A 17,733-nucleotide genomic window follows, 5' to 3' on the forward strand; every position below is an offset into this window, starting at 1 on the left:
GCCGGCGGACTTACCATGCCTACATGTCCGAGGACGGGCAGGACGCCAAGACGTCGTTCTGGAAGACGCTACCGGGGATCCTCACGGGTGTCGCGGCCTTGCTGACCGCCCTCGGCGGCTTCGTCGTGGTGATCATGCAGGTCGTCGGGGCCACCGGTCAGGTCGCCCAGCCGCCCGCGGCGAGTGGCCCGGCTGCCGTGACCTCCGCGGCCGCGGCACCGGAACCGCAGGACGAGATCTCCTCCGCCGGCACCACCGACGCTCCCGCCACCGAGTCCGGTTCGCCACCGTTAGGTTCGCCACCGGCCGAGGGCGACGTGCTCTACGAGGATCGGCTCGAGATGCGGCTCGGGGACCTGGCCGACCTGGAGACCGGCAAGGTCGGGACCGCCCCGTCCGGCTTCGACGTCTACCTGCAGAGCAGTGGAGCCTTCACCGCCTACGGCCAACTCACGCGCGCGACCGGGCCGATCTCCAGGTCCGCCTGCGTGGCCGCGCTGACCGAGCGGCAGGACAGCCACATCGAGCCGGCCGAACTCGGTGCCGAGGACTGGATCTGCGTACAGACGGAGACCGGCCGCCTCGCCGCGTTGTGGGTCGTCCAGAAGGCAGCCCCCGGAAGCCCGCTGTGGATCTTCGAGTACGTCCTCTGGAAGTAGCTCGACGCCCGGTCAGCGCGGAATGGCACGGCGGAGGTCGGCGAGGGTGCCGGGCAGCGCGCCGTGGCTGCGGGCCTGGACCAGCACGTTGCCGATCGCGGTCGCCTCGACCGGGCCGGCGATCACCGGCAGTCCGCAGGCCTCCTCGGTGAGCCGGCAGAGCAGCGCGTTCTGCGAGCCGCCGCCGGTGATGTGGACGGTCTCGACGGACCGGCCGGACAGCTCGCCGGCCTGCCGGACGATCGACGCGTACGCCGTCGCCAGCGACTCACAGATCGTCCGGGCGAACTCGGCCCGGGTCCGCGGCACCGGCTGACCGGTCCGCTCACAGGCCGCCGCGATCCGGCGCGGCATGTCGTCCGGCGCGATGAACTCCTCGGCGTCGACGTCGATCAGCGCGACCGGCCCGGACACCTCCGCCGCCTCGCCGAGCAGCCGACCAAGATCAACGGGCTCGCCGTCGCGCTCCCACTCCCGGACGCACTCCGAGAGCAGCCACAGTCCGCCGGCATTGCGCAGGTAGCGGACCTTGCCGTCGACGCCGCCCTCGTTGGTGAAGTTGGCCAGTCGGCTCTCCGCGGTCAGGATCGGCGCCTCCAGTTCGACGCCGACCAGCGACCAGGTGCCGGACGAGATGTAGGCCGCCGCCGGCGAGCGCAGCGGCGTGCCGGCCACCGCCGACGCCGTGTCGTGCGAGCCGACCGCCGTCACCACGGTGGTCCGCGGCAGACCCGTTCGGGCCGCGACGTCGGGCAACAGCGGGCCGATCACCGTACCGGACGGAATCACCTTCGGCAGCAGCGATCCGTCCAGGCCGAGCCGCTCGATGATCACCGGCGACCAGTCCCGGGTGGTCGCGTCGAACAGCCCGGTCGTCGAGGCGTTCGTCGCCTCGGCATGCCGCTGCCCGGTCAGCCGGTAGGCCAGCAGATCGGGCAACATCAACATCGTCCGGGCCCGCGCCCACCGATCACCGCGCTGCTCCGCGGCCAGCTGGTAGAGCGTGTTGAACGGCAGGAACTGCAGGCCCGCGATCCCGTACAGCTCGGCGAAGTCGATCTTGCCGTGGACGTCATCGATCACCGCCGCGGTCCGGTCGTCCCGGTACGCGAACGGGTCGCCGATCAACGCGCCGTCGGCATCGAGCAGGCCGTAGTCGACGGCCCAGGTGTCGATCCCGAGGCTCACCACGTGATCATGGCGGGCGGCGAGCCGGGTCAGCCCGTCGATCACGTCCCGGTGGATCCGCTCGAAGTCCCAGAACAGCCGGTCGCCCCGATGATCGAGCTGGTTGCCGAAGCGGTGCACCAGCTCCAGCTCGACCCGGCCGTCGACCACCCGGCCAGCCATCACCCGGCCGCCGGACGCGCCGATATCGACCGCCCCGAACACCGGACCGGTTGTGCCCTGAGCCTGTCGAATGGGGGTCATGATCTTGGTCCCTCAGCGCAGGAAGGCCGCCGCGACGCCCGAGTCGACCGGCACGTGCAGGCCGGTGGTGTGACTCAGTTCGTCGGAGGTGATCACCGCGACCGCGTTCGCCACGTGCTCCGGCAGCACCTCCCGCTTGAGCAGCGTCCGGCCGGCGTAGTAGGCGCCGAGTTCCTCCTCCTTGACCCCGTACACGGCAGCCCGCTTGGCACCCCAGCCGCCGGCGAAGATCCCGCTGCCGCGGACCACCCCGTCCGGATTGATCCCGTTCACCTTGACGCCGTGCTCGCCGAGCTCGGCCGCGAGCAGCCGGACCTGGTGCGCCTGGTCGGCCTTGGCCGCCGAGTAGGCGATGTTGCTCGGCCCGGCGAACACCGAGTTCTTGCTGGAGATGTAGACGATGTCGCCGCCCATCCCCTGCGCGATGAGCGCTGCCGCGGCGGCCCGGGAGACCAGAAACGAACCGCGCGCCATCACGTTGTGCTGCAGATCCCAGTCCGCGTCGGTGGTCTCGGTGAGCGGCTTGGAGATCGACAGGCCGGCATTGTTCACCACAAGATCAATTCCGCCGTACGCGAGCGCGGTGGCATCGATCGCCGCCTGCACCTGAGCCGGGTCGGTGACGTCGGCCTGGATCCCGATCGCCACGTCCTTGGTGCCGAGCTCGGCTGCCGCCGCCTCGGCCTTGGCCTGATCAAGATCGGCGATCACGACGCAGGCGCCCTCGGCGGCGAGCCGGGTGGCGATCGCCTTGCCGATGCCGCTGGCGGCGCCGGTGACCAGGGCGATCCGGCCGGCGTGCGACCGCGGCTTCGGCAACCGCTGCAGCTTCGCCTCCTCCAGCGCCCAGTACTCGATCCGGAACTTCTCCGACTCGTCGATCGGCGCGTAGCTGGAGATCGACTCCGCGCCGCGCATCACGTTGATCGCGTTGACGTAGAACTCGCCGGCGACCCGTGCGGTCTGCTTGTTCGCGCCGTAGGAGAACATGCCGACGCCCGGCACCAGGATGATCGCCGGGTCCGCGCCCCGCATGGCCGGGGAGTCGGCGTCGGCGTGCCGCTCGTAGTAGGCCCGGTAGTCGTCCCGGTACTGATCATGGAGCTCGCGCAGCCGGGCCACCGACTCCTCGACCGACGCCGAGGCCGGCAGGTCCAAGATCAACGGCTTGACCTTGGTGCGCAGGAAATGATCCGGGCAGGACGTGCCGAGTTCGCCGAGCCGGCGGTGCTCCGAGCGGGACAGGAACTCCAGCACCTCGGCCGAGTCGGTGAAGTGGCCGACCATCGGCTTGTCCGTCGACGCCAGTCCCCGGAGATGCGGGGCCAGCGCGGCCGCCTTGGCGCGGCGTTCGGCTTCCGGCAGTGCGCCGTAGCCGTCCAGCTCGGCGCCGAACGGGTCGGCCTTGCCGTGTTGATCAAGGTAGTCCTGGGCCGTCTTGATGATCCACAGCGAATTGGCCTCGGCCTCGTCGCTGGTGGCTCCCCAGGCGGTGATCCCGTGGCCGCCGAGGATGGTGCCGATGGCCTGCGGATGCTCGGCCTTGATCTTGGCAATGTCCAACCCCAGTTGGAATCCCGGCCGCCGCCACGGCACCCAGACCACCTTGTCGCCGAAGATCTCCGCAGTCAGCCTCTCGCCGTCCGCGGCGGTGGCGATCGCGATGCCGGAGTCAGGGTGCAGGTGGTCGACGTGCGGCGCGTCGACCAGCCCGTGCATCGCCGTGTCGATCGACGGCGCGGCACCGCCCTTGCCATGCAGGCAGTAGTCGAACGCCGCCACCATCTCATCCTCGCGGTCGATCGCCCGCGCGCCCCAGGAGTTGTAGACGTCGACCAGCGACCGCATCCGGTCCAGCCGCAGCACGGCCAGGCCGGCCGGCTTCAGCGTGCCGAGATCACCGCCGCTGCCCTTGACCCAGAGCAGTTCCACGTCGGTCCCGGTCACCGGGTCGACCGCGGTCCCCTTCGCCGACGTGTTGCCGCCGGCGTAGTTGGTGTTCCGCGGATCGGCCCCGAGCCGGTTGGACCGGGTGATCAACTCGGTGACGGTCCTGTTCTCGTTCTGCTGGTTCACGCTCTTCCTCGGGTTCATGGACGTACATTCGGTCGCTCCCCGCCCTCTTCACCAGGTTTCTTGTCGCTTTACCAGAGAAGTAACTGTGGTAAAGCGGCAGTTTTTCACGTTACGTGAAAAACTTGAGGCGAGTGGGACGGGTGGGGTCAGGTCAGGCGCCCCAGCCGGCCTGGTCGCCGCCGACCCGGTCGGCCGCGATCTGATCAAGGTAGCCGCTGGCCAGGAACTCCTTCATCGGGTCCGCCGGCAGACCGCGGCCGGCCCGCCATTCGGCGAGGTCGCCGCGGACGTCGGTGTAGAAGGCGTCCATCAGGAGCTGGTTCGCGCCGAGCACGTCGCCGGCCTTCTCCGCGGCCAGCAGTTCGTCGGTGTCGACCAGCAGGGCCCGGGCGGTCATCTCCTGCACGTTCAGCACGGAACGGATCTGGCCGGGGATCTTCGGCTCGATGTTGTGGCACTGGTCGAGCATGAAGGCGACCCCGCTGTCCTTGCCGTAGCCACCGCCGCGGACGACCTCGTACAGGATCCGGAACAGCTGGAACGGGTCGGCCGCACCGACGATCAGGTCGTCGTCGGCGTAGAACCGCGAGTTGAAGTCGAACGAGCCGAGCCGGCCGAGCCGGAGCAGCTGGGTGACGATGAACTCGATGTTGGTGCCCGGCGCATGGTGGCCGGTGTCCAGGCAGACGAACGCCTTCTCGCCGAGGGCCACACAGTGCGCGTACGAGGTGCCCCAGTCAGGGACGTCGGTGGCGTAGAACGCCGGCTCGAAGAACTTGTACTCCAGCACCAGCCGTTGATCATCGCCGAGCTGCGCATAGACCTCGGCCAGCGACGCGGCGAGCCGGTCCTGCCGGCCGCGAAGATCACCCTGGCCCGGGTAGTTGGTGCCGTCGGCGAGCCAGATCTTGAGATCCCGCGAACCGGTCGCGGTCATGATCTCGATGCACTCGTGCATGTGCGCGATCGCCTTCTGGCGGACCCGCTCGTCCACGTGGGTCAGGCTGCCGAACTTGTAGTCGTCGTCCTGGAACGTGTTCGAGTTGATCGTGCCGAGCGCGACCCCGTGATCTTGGGCGAACGCGGCCAGCTTGGCGTAGTCGTCCACCTTGTCCCACGGGATGTGCAGCGCGACGGTCGGCGCCAAGCCGGTGTATTCGTGCACCTTCGCGGCGTCGGCGATCTTCTCCTCCGGCGTCCGGGGCACGCCCGGCTGGCCGAACACCCGGAACCGGGTGCCCGAGTTCCCGAACGCCCAGGACGGCAGCTCGATCGCCTGTTCGGCCAGCGCGTCGGTGATGTCGGCAAAGCTACGCATCAGGCTTCCTCCTTCGTCTTCGGTACGGCACTCCACGCATGATCACCGTGCGACACCTGGTGCTCGGTCCCGTCCGGCAGCCGCACGTCGGCGGTGACCCCGGGCGGGATCGACGCGGTCAGCTGCACCTGGGCGCCGGACCGCTCCCAGCGGACCTTGATCGGACCGTAGCCGCTGTCGTACGAAGCCTCGCACCAGTCCAGCCCGTCCGGCACGATCGGCGCGATGGTGATCTTGCGGTAGCCGGGCTCGGCCGGCGCGAGACCGGCCAGTCGCCGGTGCATCCAGTCCGCGACCGCGCCGAACGCGTAGTGGTTGAACGACGTCATCTGGCCCGGGTTGATGGTGCCGTCCGGCAGCATCGAGTCCCAGCGTTCCCAGATCGTCGTGGCGCCCATGGTGACCGGGTAGAGCCAGGACGGGTTCTCGGTCGCGGTGATCATCTTCCAGGCCAGGTCCGGCCGGCCGGCCAGCTCCAGCGCGTCCAGGATCAGCGGCGTGCCGACGAAGCCGGTGCTCACCTTGAAGTCGGCCTGCTCGACCAGCTCGGCCAGCCGCTTGCCGGCATGATCACGGCGGTCCTCCGGCAGGAAGTCCCAGACCAGGGCCATCGCGTACGCGGTCTGGCAGTCGCCGAGCACCCGGCCGGAGCCGGTGACGAACTCGTCGACGAACGCCTGCCGGCTGCGCTCGGACACCTCGCGGTAGTGCTTGGCCTCGTCGTCCTTGCCGAGCAGCTCGGCCGCGTCGGCAACCAGGCCGGCGGACCGGATCAGGTGGGCGGTCGCGACCACGTCCGGGCTGACCTGGGCCTTCGCCGCATTCTCCGGCGGTGCGGTCGGGTCCAGCCAGTCGCCGTACTGGAAACCGCCGAGCCAGAGGCCGTCGTCGGTGGCGAGGCTGATCAGCTTGTCCACCCAGGCCTTCATGCTCGGGAACTGCGTGCCGAGCAGGTCCCGGTCCGCGAACCGCTGCCAGAGCACGGTCGGGACGACAGCCGCTGCATCACCCCAGGCCGCTGCGGCCGCGCCGCTGTGCGTTTCGCCGAGCACGTTCGGGATGACGCTCGGCACCGACCCGTCCTCCCACTGGTCGACGGCCAGGTCGGCCAGCCAGTTGGAGAGGAACCCGTTGGTGTGGAACAGGTAGCTCGCGGTCGGCGAGAAGACCTGGATGTCGCCGGTCCAGCCGAGCCGCTCGTCGCGCTGCGGGCAGTCGGTCGGCACGTCGAGGAAGTTGCCGCGCATCCCCCAGACCACGTTCTGGTGCAGCTGGTTGAGTTGATCATGAGAGCTGGCCCAGGTCCCGGTGCGGCGCAGGTCGGAGCTGATCGCGACCGCCTCCACCCGACTCGGGTCAAGATCATCGACGCCGGTCACCTCGGCGTAGCGGAAGCCGTGGAACGTGAACAGCGGCTCGCAGGCGTCGTCGCCGCCGGACAGCAGATAGCTGTCGGTCGCCTTCGCCTTGCGCAGCGGACGGACCCCGAGCTCGCCATGTTCGAGCACCTCTGCGTGCCGGATGATCACCTCGGCACCGGCCTGGCCGCGGGTCTTCAGTCGGACCCAGCCGACCAGGTTCTGGCCGAAGTCGATGATCGTCTTCCCGGACGGCGAGGTGATGATCTCCTTCACCGGAAGGGTTTCCACAACCCGGATCGGCGGTCCGTACGGCGCGAACAGGGTGGGCAGGTCCCACTCGACCAGCTCGACGCCCTTGGCGTCCTTGCCCGCCGGGTCGAGCGACACCGACAGGTCGGTCCGCTGCCCGTCGTAGAAGTCGTCGGCCAGGATCCCGCTGGCGCAGGCCTGCCAGGTCTCGTCGGTCTTGATCACCTGGGTGGTGCCGTCGGCCTTGGTGATCTCCAGCTGGGCCAGCAGCGCCAGCTTGTCGCCGTAGTGCGCGCGGTGCAGGTCCCAGGTCATCTGGCCGCGGAACCAGCCGTTGCCGAGGACGGCCTGGAGCCGGTTCTCGCCGCTGGTCAGCAGGTCTGTGACGTCGAAGCTCTGGTAGCGCAGCCGGCTGTGGTACGCGGTCCAGCCGGGTGCCAGCTCCTCGTCGCCGACCCGGGTCCCGTTGATCGCGAAGCGGTACCAGCCGAGCGCGGTCACGTACAGCCGGGCCGAGGCGATCTCGCCGGCGATCTCGGCCGAGGTGAACACGATCGGCGCCGGGTCGTCCAGGCCCTGACCGGCCGGACCGACGAACCTGGCCTGCCAGTCGGACGCCTCCAGCAGGCCGACGCCGATCGCGACCGGATCACTCTCGGCGACCGCGCCGTCGGGACCGTACGCCTTGATCGTGACGGTGCCGCGGGCCCGCGAGGTCAGCGGCTCCAGCGGCCACGGGACCAGCAGCTGCTCGGCCGACTCGACCCGGGCCGTCTGCTCCTCGCCGCCGTCGGGCGTGTAGCCGATCTCGTACGCCTGCTGCTGCCAGCCCGGCTCACGCGTCTTGACCGCCCAGCTCAGTCGCGGGGTCGCCGTACCCAGGGTGCTCGGGTCGTCGTTGTGTTCCAGCAGCACTCGGGAGACCCGGAGTGCCGTCGGAGCCGTCACCGTCATGAAGCCCATCCTTCGTCGTCGTGGGGTGGTGTCACACACGCGCAGCTTTGAATCGTTTCAGATTTTCGGTCAATCTATGATCCCGCGCAGCCCCTTGTCAACACTGTCTCCGCCTGTCGGTGGCGCCGTCCCTGGCCCGGGATTAGGTTTCTCGCATGCCAGCAGACGAACGCACGCCGGCTCGGGGCCCGAAGCCGCAGGTGAGCATCCGCGATGTCGCGGAACGCGCCGGCGTGGCGCTCGGCACCGTCTCCAATGTGCTGAATCGTCCCGAGAAGGTGGCCGAGGCGACCCGGGAGCGGGTGCAGCGCGCGATCGAGGACCTCGGGTTCGTCCGCAACGACGCGGCCCGGCAGCTCCGGGCCGGCAAGAGCCGGACCATCGGGCTGATCGTGCTCGACGTCGGCAACCCGTTCTTCACCGACGTGGCCCGCGGCGCCGGCGACCGGGCGGCCGAGGCCGACCTCTCGGTCCTGCTCGGCAGCAGCGACCAGAGCACCGACCGCGAGTCGGGCTTCATCGACCTGTTCGAGCAGCAGCGGGTCCAGGGCGTGCTGATCTCCCCCGTCGGCGACGTCGACGAGCGGCTCACCCGGCTGCGCGACCGCGGCATGCCCACCGTGCTGGTGGACCGCCTCTCCCAGGGCCGCCACTTCTCGTCGGTCTCGGTCGACGACGTCGGCGGCGGGTACCTGGCGGTGCGGCACCTGATCGAGCAGGGCTGCCGGCGGATCGCCTTCGTCGGCGGCCCGCTGAACATCCTCCAGGTCGCCGACCGGCTGCAGGGGGCGACCAAGGCGGCGGCCGAGACCCGCGGTGTCCAGCTCGAGGTCCTGTCCCAGCCCGACCTGACCGTACGGGCCGGTCGCGACGCCGGCCAGGAGATCGTCGAACGAGCGCCGGCCGACCGCCCCACCGGCGTGTTCGCCGCCAACGACCTGATCGCCGTCGGCGTCCTGCAGGCCTTCTCCCTGCTCGGCCCGCTCACGGTGCCCGACGACATCGCTCTGGTCGGCTACGACGACATCGACTTCGCCAGCTCCACCGTCGTCCCGCTCACCTCGGTCCGCCAGCCGTCCGAGCTGATCGGCAAGACCGCCGTCGAACTCCTGCTCGCCGAGACCGAAGCCCTTGCCGAGGGCCGGCCCCTGGACCGCCAGCAGGTCGTCTTCCAACCCGAACTGGTCGTCCGCGAGTCCAGCCGCCGGACCCCCTGACCCCGATCGGCCCATCAGCGAGACACAGTCCGCTCCCCTGCAGCCGCGACCCTTGCACCCATCCGCGACCGTTGCAACGGTCGCGGACGCGAAGAACGGTCGCGGCTGCGCTTCGGTCAGCCGGCGTGCAGGTAGCGCAGCTGCCAGTTGCCGGTGATGATCTTGAGCAGCAGCGTCAGGTGACGGCCGCCGGCGTCGGCGGAACAGACGGCCTCCCAGCGGCCGGTGCCGAGCTCCCACTCCGGCTCGGTCGGCAGCAGCAGGTCGCCGGTCAGCAGTGCCGCGACGACAGCATCCCGGCCGCGATGCGCGGTGCCCGCCTGCCACAGGGTCGCGTCGCCGTCGACCAGGCCGGCCAGGGCCTCGGCGGCGCGGCCGGCCACCGCCGACCGGTAGGCGTCCAGGAAGGTGCCCAGCTCGCGCGCCGTCTCCTGCCGGGCGTCGATCGTGATCGGCTCGCCGGCCGCGATCGACCGTACGGCGATGTTCCGGGACGCCTCGAAGTCCTGGACGCAGGAGGGGTCGTCGGCGTGGTTCACGAACCGGGCCGGCACCGGGTAGAGATAGCGCCGCCCGCCATAGCTGTGCACGAACAGGTCGTCGCCCGCCGGCAGCGCCCGGTACTCGCGCTCGTCGAGCGGTTGCAGCTCGAAGTCCAGCACCACCTCGCCGGCGGCGAAGTCCCGAGCCGCGTACACGCCGGTGCCGGCCAACTCCCCGGGTCCGAGTCTCACGTCGTCCACCGGGCGAGGCTACCCGTCCCTACCGCCGATGCTCTCGCGGCGCGTGCTTTCTGTTGCCTGGAATCCGTGTATTTTGTTGGTTGCAGAGTGTGTATCGTCAGCTCGACGCCATGGGCGCAGTCCTCATCGAAGGCGTCAAGGGCTGCGGGAAGACCGCGACGGCGCGCCAGATTGCGGCGAGCGAAGTGCTGCTCGACTCTGATCCGAGCGCCGCGATGGCCGTCGACCTCGACCCGAGGCTGGTTCTGAACGGAGACTCGCCAAGACTCCTGGACGAGTGGCAGCGTGCACCACGAATCTGGGATGCGGTCCGCCGCGCCGTCGATGACCGACGACTGACCGGGCAGTTCGTGCTCACCGGATCCGCGACTCCTTCTGACGACGTCCCTCGTCACTCCGGAGCCGGACGGTTCGGGATCGTACAGATGCGGACGATGACCCTTGCTGAAAAGCAGGCGACCACGCCCACCGTGTCGGTTGGCGGGCTCCTCGCCGGCGACACTCCGCCGCCTGACCGGAGTTCCCTCGAAGTCCGGGACTACTTGCATCACCTGGCGGTCGGCGGGTGGCCGGGGCTGGTCGGGGCCGACGAGACTACTGCGCGCACCTTCCTCGACGGGTACCTCGACATGATCATCGAGCACGACATCGCAGAGGTCTCCGGCAGCCCTCGCAATCCACGCTTGGTTGGCCGCTTTCTCCATGCCTACGCGCAACTGATATCCCAGCCCGCGACGATCAGCACGATCGTGCGGCGTGCGCGCGACGACGTCGACGAAGACACCAGGGCGCCGTCACGCTATGTCGCTGATCCCTACCTGGATGCACTGCGCCGGATGAAGATCATCGACGAGGTGCCGGCCTGGGAACCGGCGGTGCGCTCCTCGAAAAGGCTGACGATGACTCCGAAGCGCCAACTCGGCGATCCATCGCTCGCGGCGTCCTTACTCCAGATGTCGCCCGCACGGATGCTTACCGACTTGGAGACGACGGGATTCCTGTTCGAGAGTCTCGTCGGACACGACCTGCGGACCTATGCCGAGGCCGCCGGCGCGTCGCTGTTCCACTATCGGGAGCACGACGCCCGGCTCGAGGTTGACTTCGTCCTCGAAACCAGAGATGGCGACTGGGTTGGGATTGAGGTCAAGATGGGTGAGTCTGAACTCGACAAGGCGGCGGCATCACTCACCCGACTCGCCGAGCGCGTCGCACGACAACCCAAGGCCCTGGCGGTGATCACCGCAGGCTCCCTTGCCTACACGCGGGATGATGGAGTCCACGTCGTGCCACTCGGATGTCTGGGTGCTTAGTTAAGGGCCACAACCTACAGCGATGACAACCAGTACTCGCGCTTCTACCTACTGAGCCAGCTTAAGAAGACATGGTTTGTGGCTGAATCTGGCTGGCGCGATCAACACAAGTTCTGCGACGTGTTCGACGGAGGAAACCACAGGCCGTGGTCTAGTGATCCTCAATACTATGCTCCGCTCGCGAGCGCCCGTACCCGAAGTGCAAGAAGGACGTGAAGAATGGGAAGCACTCTCCGAGGAAGAGCAAGTTCGGCAGGTTGACCAAGACCTGGGCGCATTCATCCACGCGATTTGTCAGCCAAGGACGTGTGTAGACAAGGCAGCCGGAAATGACAAAGACCCCGGCCGAGTCCATAGCGGACCCTAACCGGGGTTTGTCTGTCTACTCTGCCGGAACCTCTTTCCAGGACTCGCCTGATTGAATGTCCTCCACATCATCAAGTGCGAAAGCTGCGACAGACACTAGAACTCGCTCAGGGTTCGTTGGAGTAGTGCCCTCCAAATGTAGGCGCTCCTGCTCTTCCTTCGTCGCGTCAACCAGAATGCTGAAGAGATGGTGAGTACTCGTCTCGCCATGCATGTCGGCCAAAAGCAGCACGCTGCTGCCATTCTTCAACTTCACTCGCCAGGTGTCTATTTCTCCGTCGTATTTCACTTCTTCTCTCCTAGGACGGTCAGTCCACGATTGATTCGACTCTCGATGTAGCTCTTGTTGTTCTCTATGAAGGTGCGCGCAACCTTCGGCAACTCATCGCCGTCCTTGTCAGTGAACCTGGTACCGCTTCGCCAATAGTAGTGAGTGGAGCCCTTACCGCCAAGCTGAACATGGATATTGCCCTCTACGTAGCCAGGCTTAGGGTTCTCCACATCCATCCGGAAGGTCGTGTCCTTACCGATAGGTCTGCGGTCGATGAGGCTTTGCGATCCATTGATCTTGGTTCCCTTGGCACCGAAGAGGTTCTTGTTGAACTGCCCACCACTGTTGCCAGGCTTGCCGCCACCGGGAGGGCAGCCAGCCGGGGGACCACCGTTACCCCTGGCGTTGACCCCACCCTGACCTTCATTGGCGTTGGGCTTCTTCGGACCCTTGGCTAGCTCCTTGTCCTTCTCCGACTGCTTCAGCAAGTCACCAATGTCTGCGTCCTCGGCGCGCTGCTCAGCCCTCAGGTCAGCCCTTACACCCGGTGGACACGGCTTGCAGGCCGCTACAGTCAGCAGCCCTACCGGTACCAGCGCCAGTGCCAGCAGCAGCCTTGAAACCCATCCTGCTACATGTCTCATCCCGCTTCCCCTTCTCCGCTAGAAGACGAACATTGCAGGACACAGGAGGGATGAGCGGTCTGTCAAGACCTCGCGTTGACTCACGGAAAATGCCCGCGAAACGGGTTCGTTGCTTCATGAGCGGAATGCCCGCGTAGCGGTGCGCCTCCGCCGGGGTGCGGGCCGGCGGGCTGAGTGTGAGACATGGGTTTGACGATGAGGCAGCGGCAGGCCGTCACCAAGACGGTGGCGGTGCGGTACCGGTCGGCTTCGAGGGGCAGAAGGTGGTGATCCTGGACGAGTTGTGCGCGACGACGGGCTGGCACCGTGATCATGCCCGGAAGGCGTTGCGGCTGGCGTTGCGGCCACGGCCGGTCCCATCGCCGAGGAGGGCTCGGCCGCGGCCGCCGACTGGCCTCGGCCACCATCGAGGCAGCGCCTTTACCCGATCCCGCTTTGCCGGCACTCAGTCGGATCCCGGCCACCACCGGCGCGGCGAGCGGCGTGCTGATCGTGGTCGCCAGCGGCGACAACCCGCGGCGCAGGACCTGGTTCCCGGCGATCTTGGTGTGCCCGAAACTCGCGCACTGCTTGTCATGACCGTAGACCGGTCGCAGCAGCGAATCGATATCGACATACGCCAGCTGGGCCAAAGCCGGCAGCACCCCGCTGTGCTGGGCCAGATTGATCAAAAGCGCTCGCGCGGCAGACGCCAACTGCAAGGCATGGCCATGAGAACTTCCGCAGGAACTGACCCAACGTGGCCGGCGCATACACCTCGGCGAACAGCCGGGCCATCCCGCCCGTGCGCATCACGTCCAGATCGTCCATACTGTCCGCGCCCGCGGTCATCCCCGCGATGATCGAGGTGATCTTGCCCGCCGGGTTCACCGCGCCGACCGCACCCGCCTCGACCCGAGCCGCACCCCCTCGGTGATCAACTCCGACAGGCCGGACTGCTCGGCCAGCGCCATCACCGGCACCAGACCCGCGTGCGACTGAAAATGCCCTCCGATGCGGGGCGATCCGGGCCTAGACAATCCAGATCATCCCGCACAGAAGGCACTTTCCCACTCACCGCGCCGATCCAGCACCCAGTCAGTCCACGGATCGAGCTAAGCGGAATCAGCTCTCTCAAAAGAACCGGCCCGGTGCGACCTGATCAGTCCCGGTCGTAGAGGCCGTCCAGCAGGACGGAGTACTTGCGCTCGACCGCCTTCCGGCGGATCTTCAGGCTCGGCGTCACCTCGCCGGACTCGACGCTCAGCTCGCCGGGCAGGATGGCGAAGCGCTTGATCGTCTCCCACCGTTCCAGCTTGGCGTTGGCCTCGGTGACGTAGCCGTCGATCAGCTGCCGGACCGCGGGCTGCTCGACCAGGCTGGCCAGGTCGGTGAACTCGAGGTCGTTCTCCTTGGCCCAGGTGCTGATCGCGTCCGGATCGAGGGTGATCAAGGCGCTGATGTACTTCCGGCCGTCCCCGTGCACGACGATCTGGCTGATGTAGGGACAGGCGGCGACCAGGATGCCCTCCACCTTCTGCGGCGCCACGTACTTGCCGCCGGAGGTCTTGATCAGGTCCTTCTTGCGGTCGGTGATCCGCAGGTAGCCGTGATCATCGAGCTCGCCGAGGTCGCCGGTCGCGAACCAGCCGTCCTCGCTGAGCACTTCGGCGGTGGCCTCGGGCTGGTTGTGGTAGCCGGACATCACCCCGGGGCCCTTGATCAGGATCTCCCCGTCCTCGGCGATCTTGACCTCGGTCCCCGGGACCGGCGGGCCGACCGTGCCGAGCCGCGGAGCCCTGCGGTGGTTGACGAACGAGGCGGCGCTGGTCTCGGTCAGGCCGTAGCCTTCCAAGATCAACAAGCCGGCCGCGAAGAACCACTCCTGCACCTCGCGGCTGAGCGCCGCGGACCCGGAGACGAAGAACCTGATCCGGCCGCCCATCCGTGCCTTCAGCTTGCTGAAGACCAGCTTGTCGGCGATCTTGTACTGCAGCGCGAGCAGGCCGGTCGGCTCCCGGCCCTCGAGCCGGATCGGGATCGTCTTGTGGCCGACGGCGAACGCCCAGTTGAAGATCTTGCCGCGCAGGCCGTGCGAGGCGCCCATCATCACCCGGGCCCGGACCTTCTCGAAGATCCGCGGCGCACCGGCCATCATGGTCGGCTTGACGACGGACAGGTTGTCGACGATCTTGTCGATCGCGCCCTCCACCGCGGTGGCGAACCCGATCTGCAACTGGATCGTGATCAGTGCCTTGCCGAAGACGTGCGACAGCGGCAGCCAGAGGTACTGAAGATCATCGGGACCGATCAGGTCGTACGCCTCGATCGACACCCCCTCGTACGTCCAGCAGTCCTGGATCAGCCGGACCCCCTTCGGCCGCCCGGTGGTGCCCGAGGTGTAGATCAGCGTCGCCAGGTGCTCGGGCTTGATGCCCGCGATCGTGTCGTCGATCGCGCTCGGGTGTTCGGCCAGGAACTCCCGGCCGCGCCGCTCCAGCTCGGCCCAGGTGATCACCAGTTCGTCGTCCAGTTCGCCTTCGATCAGCACGATCGCGATCACGTCGGCCAGGTCGGCGCGGTGGTCCAGCACCTTGCGGGCCTGGTCCGGGTTCTCGGCGAAGATCACCCGCGAGCCCGAGTCGGACAGGATGTAGGCCACGTCGGCGCCCTGCGTGGTCGGATAGACCGTCGTCGTCGCCGCGCCCGCGCACATCACGCCGAGGTCGGCCAGGATCCACTCCATCCGGGTCCCCGAGGTGATCGCGACCCGGTCCTCCGGCTCGACGCCGAGCGCCAGCAGTCCGGCGGCGAGAACGTACGCACGGTCCTTGGTCTCCCGCCAGGTCAGCGAGACCCAGCGATCGCCCTCCAGATACCGATACGCCTCCTGAGTTCCCGATTTCTCGACCCGTTCCACCAGCATCGCGGCCACCGACGCCGGCCGGGTCAGCTCTGCACCCGTGGTATCCGTCACTCTCTCCACCTCATCTGCTCGGTCTATGCAGAGGGTAGCCAAGTATCGCCGCCCGGATGCGCGTTGGTTCCGAGTCGTTACCGGGTACGGGCTCAGCCGACGGTCCGGAACGCTGCCATCATCATCATGTCCTCGTGCTCGAGATTGTGGCAGTGCAGCACGAACCGGCCGGCGTGTTCGGTGAACCGGACAGCCACCTCGACCGTCTCCCACGGCCGCAGATCGACGGTGTCCTTCCAGCCCGCGTCGTACTGACCCTGCTTCCGGTTCCCGCGCCGGATCACCTGGAACGGGTCCAGGTGGACGTGCACCGGATGGTGCAGGTCGGAGTAGAACCGCCAGATCTCGACCTCACCGAGCCGCGGCTCGGCGTCCATCCGGGCCGGGTCGAAGTCGAGGCCGTTGATCCGCCAGTGCGCCCGTCCCTCGTTCCGCTCGCGGGCGAACCGCCATTCCCGGACCGGGGCGTTCGGGCCCGGCCGGAGCGGCTCGATCGTGCTCAGCTTCGCCGGGATCGAGGACTCGTCGGCGGCCTTGCGGACCACCCGGAACTTGAGCACGGCGTCGGTGCTGCCGACGCCGAGCTTGTTGATCATGGTCACCTCGGTGCCGACCGGGTAGGCCGAGAAGTCGATCACCACGTCGAACCGCTCGGCCGGAGCGGCGACCAGGTCGTTGTGCTCCACCGGTGCGGTGAGCAGGCCGCCGTCGCTGCCGACCTGGACGAACGCCGTCCCGCCGGGCGGTGCCGGGTCCAGGGCGAACTGGTAGCGCCGGGCGTTGCTCGCGTTGACGATCCGGAACCGGTACCGCACCGCGTCCACCTCGAGCACCGGCCAGGGCACCCCGTTGACCAGGATCACGTCACCGAGTACGCCCGGCGAGTAGTCCTCGATCACGCCGGGAATCGAAGCCAGGTTGGGATCCAGCGAGGGGTACGCGAGCGAGCCGTCGGCCCCGAACGACCGGTCCATCACCATCAGCGGAAGGTCCCGGTCGCCGGCCGGCAGCGGCAGCGCCTCCTCCTCGTCATCGGTGATCAGATGCAGGCCGGCCAGTCCGCGCCAGACCTGCGGGCCGGTGAAGTCCATCCGGTGATCGTGGTACCAGAGCGTCGCGGCCCGTTGATCATGGGGATACTCGTAGTCGCGGACGCCGCGGGTGATCACCCCGTCGGCCGTGTGGGACTGGTGGCCGTGCCCGTACGATCCCGAGGCCGGCAGCACCAGATCGACCGGATAGCCGTCGCTGGCCGCCGGCGTGTGGCCGCCGTGCAGGTGGGTCACCGTGGGCACGGTGAGTTCGTTGCGGTGCCGGACGATCACCCGTTCGCCGCGGCGCGCCTTGATCGTCGGTCCGGGCAGCAGGCCGTCGTACCCCATGATCTCGGTACGCAGCCCCGGCAGCAGCTCGACCGTGGCGGCCCGCTGGGTGATCTCGTACCGGGTGGCGCCGTCGGCCTTCCCGGCGGGCCGCTTGACGGGCGGTACGGCGAACGGGCGGTTGAACCGGTCCGGCAGCGGAGCGGCGCTGGGCAGCAGCCGGGCCGTCTGCTCCGGCGACTCGCCCGAGGCGCAGCCGGCCAGGCCGGTCGCACCGGCGGCGACGCCCATTCCCAGGCCGCCGACCAGCAGCGTGCGCCGGCTGATGATCATCCGGTTCTCACTCATGCTGTTCCTGATCCCTCTGGGGTCGCCGTACGGGCGGCCCGGGGACGCCGGTCGCGGCCGGCCGAGGGCAGGAAGACACCGATCGCGAGCACCACCGCAAGGGTGACCAGGCCGACGCCGAGCGGTACGTGAACGCCGAGCAGGCGGGCGTATCCCATGCCGACCTGGACGTTCTCGACCAGCCACAGCGGCGCCGCGACGGCCGCGATCCAGACCCGGCCGCCGGCGACCGCGTACATGATCGCGGTCACGCCCAACAGGAACGAGGCGGCCGAGAGCAGATGGCCGAAGATGGAGTGCTGGGCGAGCATGCCGTAGGAACCGCTGAGGTACTGGCCGATCGTGATCGGCTGCATGATCGCGAAGATCACGTGCAGCACGGCGAAGACGCGCAGCAGGACGAGGCTGACGACGAAGAACGGCCGGCGTTTCGGGCGCGGCGCCGTCGGCGGCGCCTGCGGAAGGGTCGATGCGGACACGCCCTGACCATATAAGTAGGTTGTCTACA

Annotated in this window: 14 protein-coding genes; 3 read left to right on the top strand and 11 right to left on the bottom strand. The window is 68.2% G+C overall.

The window, feature by feature from the left end; all coding sequences use genetic code 11:
• Positions 1 to 23: 23 nt before the first annotated feature.
• On the top strand, positions 24 to 659 hold the full coding sequence (locus BKA15_RS07390) for a hypothetical protein (protein WP_179749447.1): 636 nt from the start codon (positions 24 to 26) through the stop codon (positions 657 to 659).
• 12 nt (positions 660 to 671) lie between these two features.
• Here the strand turns inward: BKA15_RS07390 and BKA15_RS07395 are convergent, their stop codons facing one another.
• The 4 genes from BKA15_RS07395 to BKA15_RS07410 form a co-directional block, all read right to left on the bottom strand.
• Positions 672 to 2,090 carry a rhamnulokinase gene (locus BKA15_RS07395; RefSeq protein ID WP_179749449.1) on the bottom strand — a complete coding sequence of 473 codons (1,419 nt, stop codon included), beginning with the start codon at positions 2,088 to 2,090 and terminating at the stop codon, positions 672 to 674.
• 12 nt (positions 2,091 to 2,102) lie between these two features.
• A complete protein-coding gene (locus tag BKA15_RS07400) occupies positions 2,103 to 4,184 on the bottom strand; it encodes a bifunctional aldolase/short-chain dehydrogenase (RefSeq protein ID WP_179749451.1) in 2,082 nt (693 codons plus the stop codon).
• Between the two features lie 133 nt (positions 4,185 to 4,317).
• Positions 4,318 to 5,484 (bottom strand): L-rhamnose isomerase, encoded by a 1,167-nt coding sequence (gene rhaI, locus BKA15_RS07405; RefSeq protein WP_179749453.1) that lies wholly within the window; start codon positions 5,482 to 5,484, stop codon positions 4,318 to 4,320.
• Complete coding sequence (locus tag BKA15_RS07410; protein WP_179749455.1) at positions 5,484 to 8,048, bottom strand: family 78 glycoside hydrolase catalytic domain; 2,565 nt, start codon at positions 8,046 to 8,048, stop codon at positions 5,484 to 5,486. Before BKA15_RS07410 ends, rhaI begins: the two co-directional genes overlap by 1 nt.
• Before the next feature lie 155 nt (positions 8,049 to 8,203).
• Here BKA15_RS07410 and BKA15_RS07415 point away from each other — a divergent pair, with 155 nt between their 5' ends.
• A complete protein-coding gene (locus tag BKA15_RS07415) occupies positions 8,204 to 9,265 on the top strand; it encodes a LacI family DNA-binding transcriptional regulator (protein ID WP_179749458.1) in 1,062 nt (353 codons plus the stop codon).
• A 116-nt stretch (positions 9,266 to 9,381) separates the two neighbouring features.
• Here BKA15_RS07415 and BKA15_RS07420 read toward each other — a convergent pair whose 3' ends face one another.
• Positions 9,382 to 10,008, bottom strand: a complete 627-nt coding sequence (locus BKA15_RS07420; RefSeq protein WP_179749459.1) for an SET domain-containing protein-lysine N-methyltransferase — start codon at positions 10,006 to 10,008, stop codon at positions 9,382 to 9,384.
• Between the two features lie 89 nt (positions 10,009 to 10,097).
• Here BKA15_RS07420 and BKA15_RS07425 point away from each other — a divergent pair, with 89 nt between their 5' ends.
• A complete protein-coding gene (locus BKA15_RS07425) occupies positions 10,098 to 11,318 on the top strand; it encodes an ATP-binding protein (RefSeq protein WP_179749461.1) in 1,221 nt (406 codons plus the stop codon).
• Positions 11,319 to 11,700: 382 nt separating this feature from the next.
• On the opposite strand, the gene BKA15_RS07430 is transcribed toward BKA15_RS07425, so the two are convergent.
• The 6 genes from BKA15_RS07430 to BKA15_RS07455 form a co-directional block, all read right to left on the bottom strand.
• The gene (locus BKA15_RS07430; RefSeq protein WP_179749463.1) at positions 11,701 to 11,973 is read right to left on the bottom strand and encodes a hypothetical protein; all 273 of its coding nucleotides are present in this window, start codon (positions 11,971 to 11,973) and stop codon (positions 11,701 to 11,703) included.
• Positions 11,970 to 12,599, bottom strand: coding sequence for a hypothetical protein (locus BKA15_RS07435; RefSeq protein WP_179749465.1), 630 nt, complete (start codon positions 12,597 to 12,599; stop codon positions 11,970 to 11,972). The genes BKA15_RS07430 and BKA15_RS07435 overlap by 4 nt, the downstream gene beginning before the upstream one ends.
• 80 nt (positions 12,600 to 12,679) lie before the next feature.
• Complete coding sequence (locus BKA15_RS37475) at positions 12,680 to 13,270, bottom strand: hypothetical protein (protein ID WP_446685528.1); 591 nt, start codon at positions 13,268 to 13,270, stop codon at positions 12,680 to 12,682.
• Positions 13,271 to 13,740: 470 nt separating this feature from the next.
• A complete protein-coding gene (locus tag BKA15_RS07445; protein WP_312878854.1) occupies positions 13,741 to 15,555 on the bottom strand; it encodes an AMP-dependent synthetase/ligase in 1,815 nt (604 codons plus the stop codon).
• Between the two features lie 92 nt (positions 15,556 to 15,647).
• Complete coding sequence (locus tag BKA15_RS07450; RefSeq protein ID WP_246322285.1) at positions 15,648 to 17,225, bottom strand: multicopper oxidase family protein; 1,578 nt, start codon at positions 17,223 to 17,225, stop codon at positions 15,648 to 15,650.
• Positions 17,222 to 17,704 (bottom strand): hypothetical protein, encoded by a 483-nt coding sequence (locus BKA15_RS07455; protein ID WP_179749467.1) that lies wholly within the window; start codon positions 17,702 to 17,704, stop codon positions 17,222 to 17,224. Before BKA15_RS07455 ends, BKA15_RS07450 begins: the two co-directional genes overlap by 4 nt.
• Positions 17,705 to 17,733 lie beyond the last annotated feature (29 nt).

The sequence above is a fragment of the Microlunatus parietis genome (assembly GCF_013407955.1).
In the GTDB taxonomy this organism is placed as follows: Bacteria; Actinomycetota; Actinomycetes; order Propionibacteriales; family Propionibacteriaceae; genus Microlunatus; species Microlunatus parietis.

Coding starts and splice junctions, on each gene's coding strand:
- BKA15_RS07390 (WP_179749447.1), top strand. CDS start 24: ATGTCCGAGGACGGGCAGGACGCCAAGACGTCGTTCTGGAAGACGCTA.
- BKA15_RS07395 (WP_179749449.1), bottom strand. CDS start 2,090: ATGACCCCCATTCGACAGGCTCAGGGCACAACCGGTCCGGTGTTCGGG.
- BKA15_RS07400 (WP_179749451.1), bottom strand. CDS start 4,184: ATGAACCCGAGGAAGAGCGTGAACCAGCAGAACGAGAACAGGACCGTC.
- rhaI (WP_179749453.1), bottom strand. CDS start 5,484: ATGCGTAGCTTTGCCGACATCACCGACGCGCTGGCCGAACAGGCGATC.
- BKA15_RS07410 (WP_179749455.1), bottom strand. CDS start 8,048: ATGACGGTGACGGCTCCGACGGCACTCCGGGTCTCCCGAGTGCTGCTG.
- BKA15_RS07415 (WP_179749458.1), top strand. CDS start 8,204: ATGCCAGCAGACGAACGCACGCCGGCTCGGGGCCCGAAGCCGCAGGTG.
- BKA15_RS07435 (WP_179749465.1), bottom strand. CDS start 12,599: ATGAGACATGTAGCAGGATGGGTTTCAAGGCTGCTGCTGGCACTGGCG.
- BKA15_RS07450 (WP_246322285.1), bottom strand. CDS start 17,225: ATGAGTGAGAACCGGATGATCATCAGCCGGCGCACGCTGCTGGTCGGC.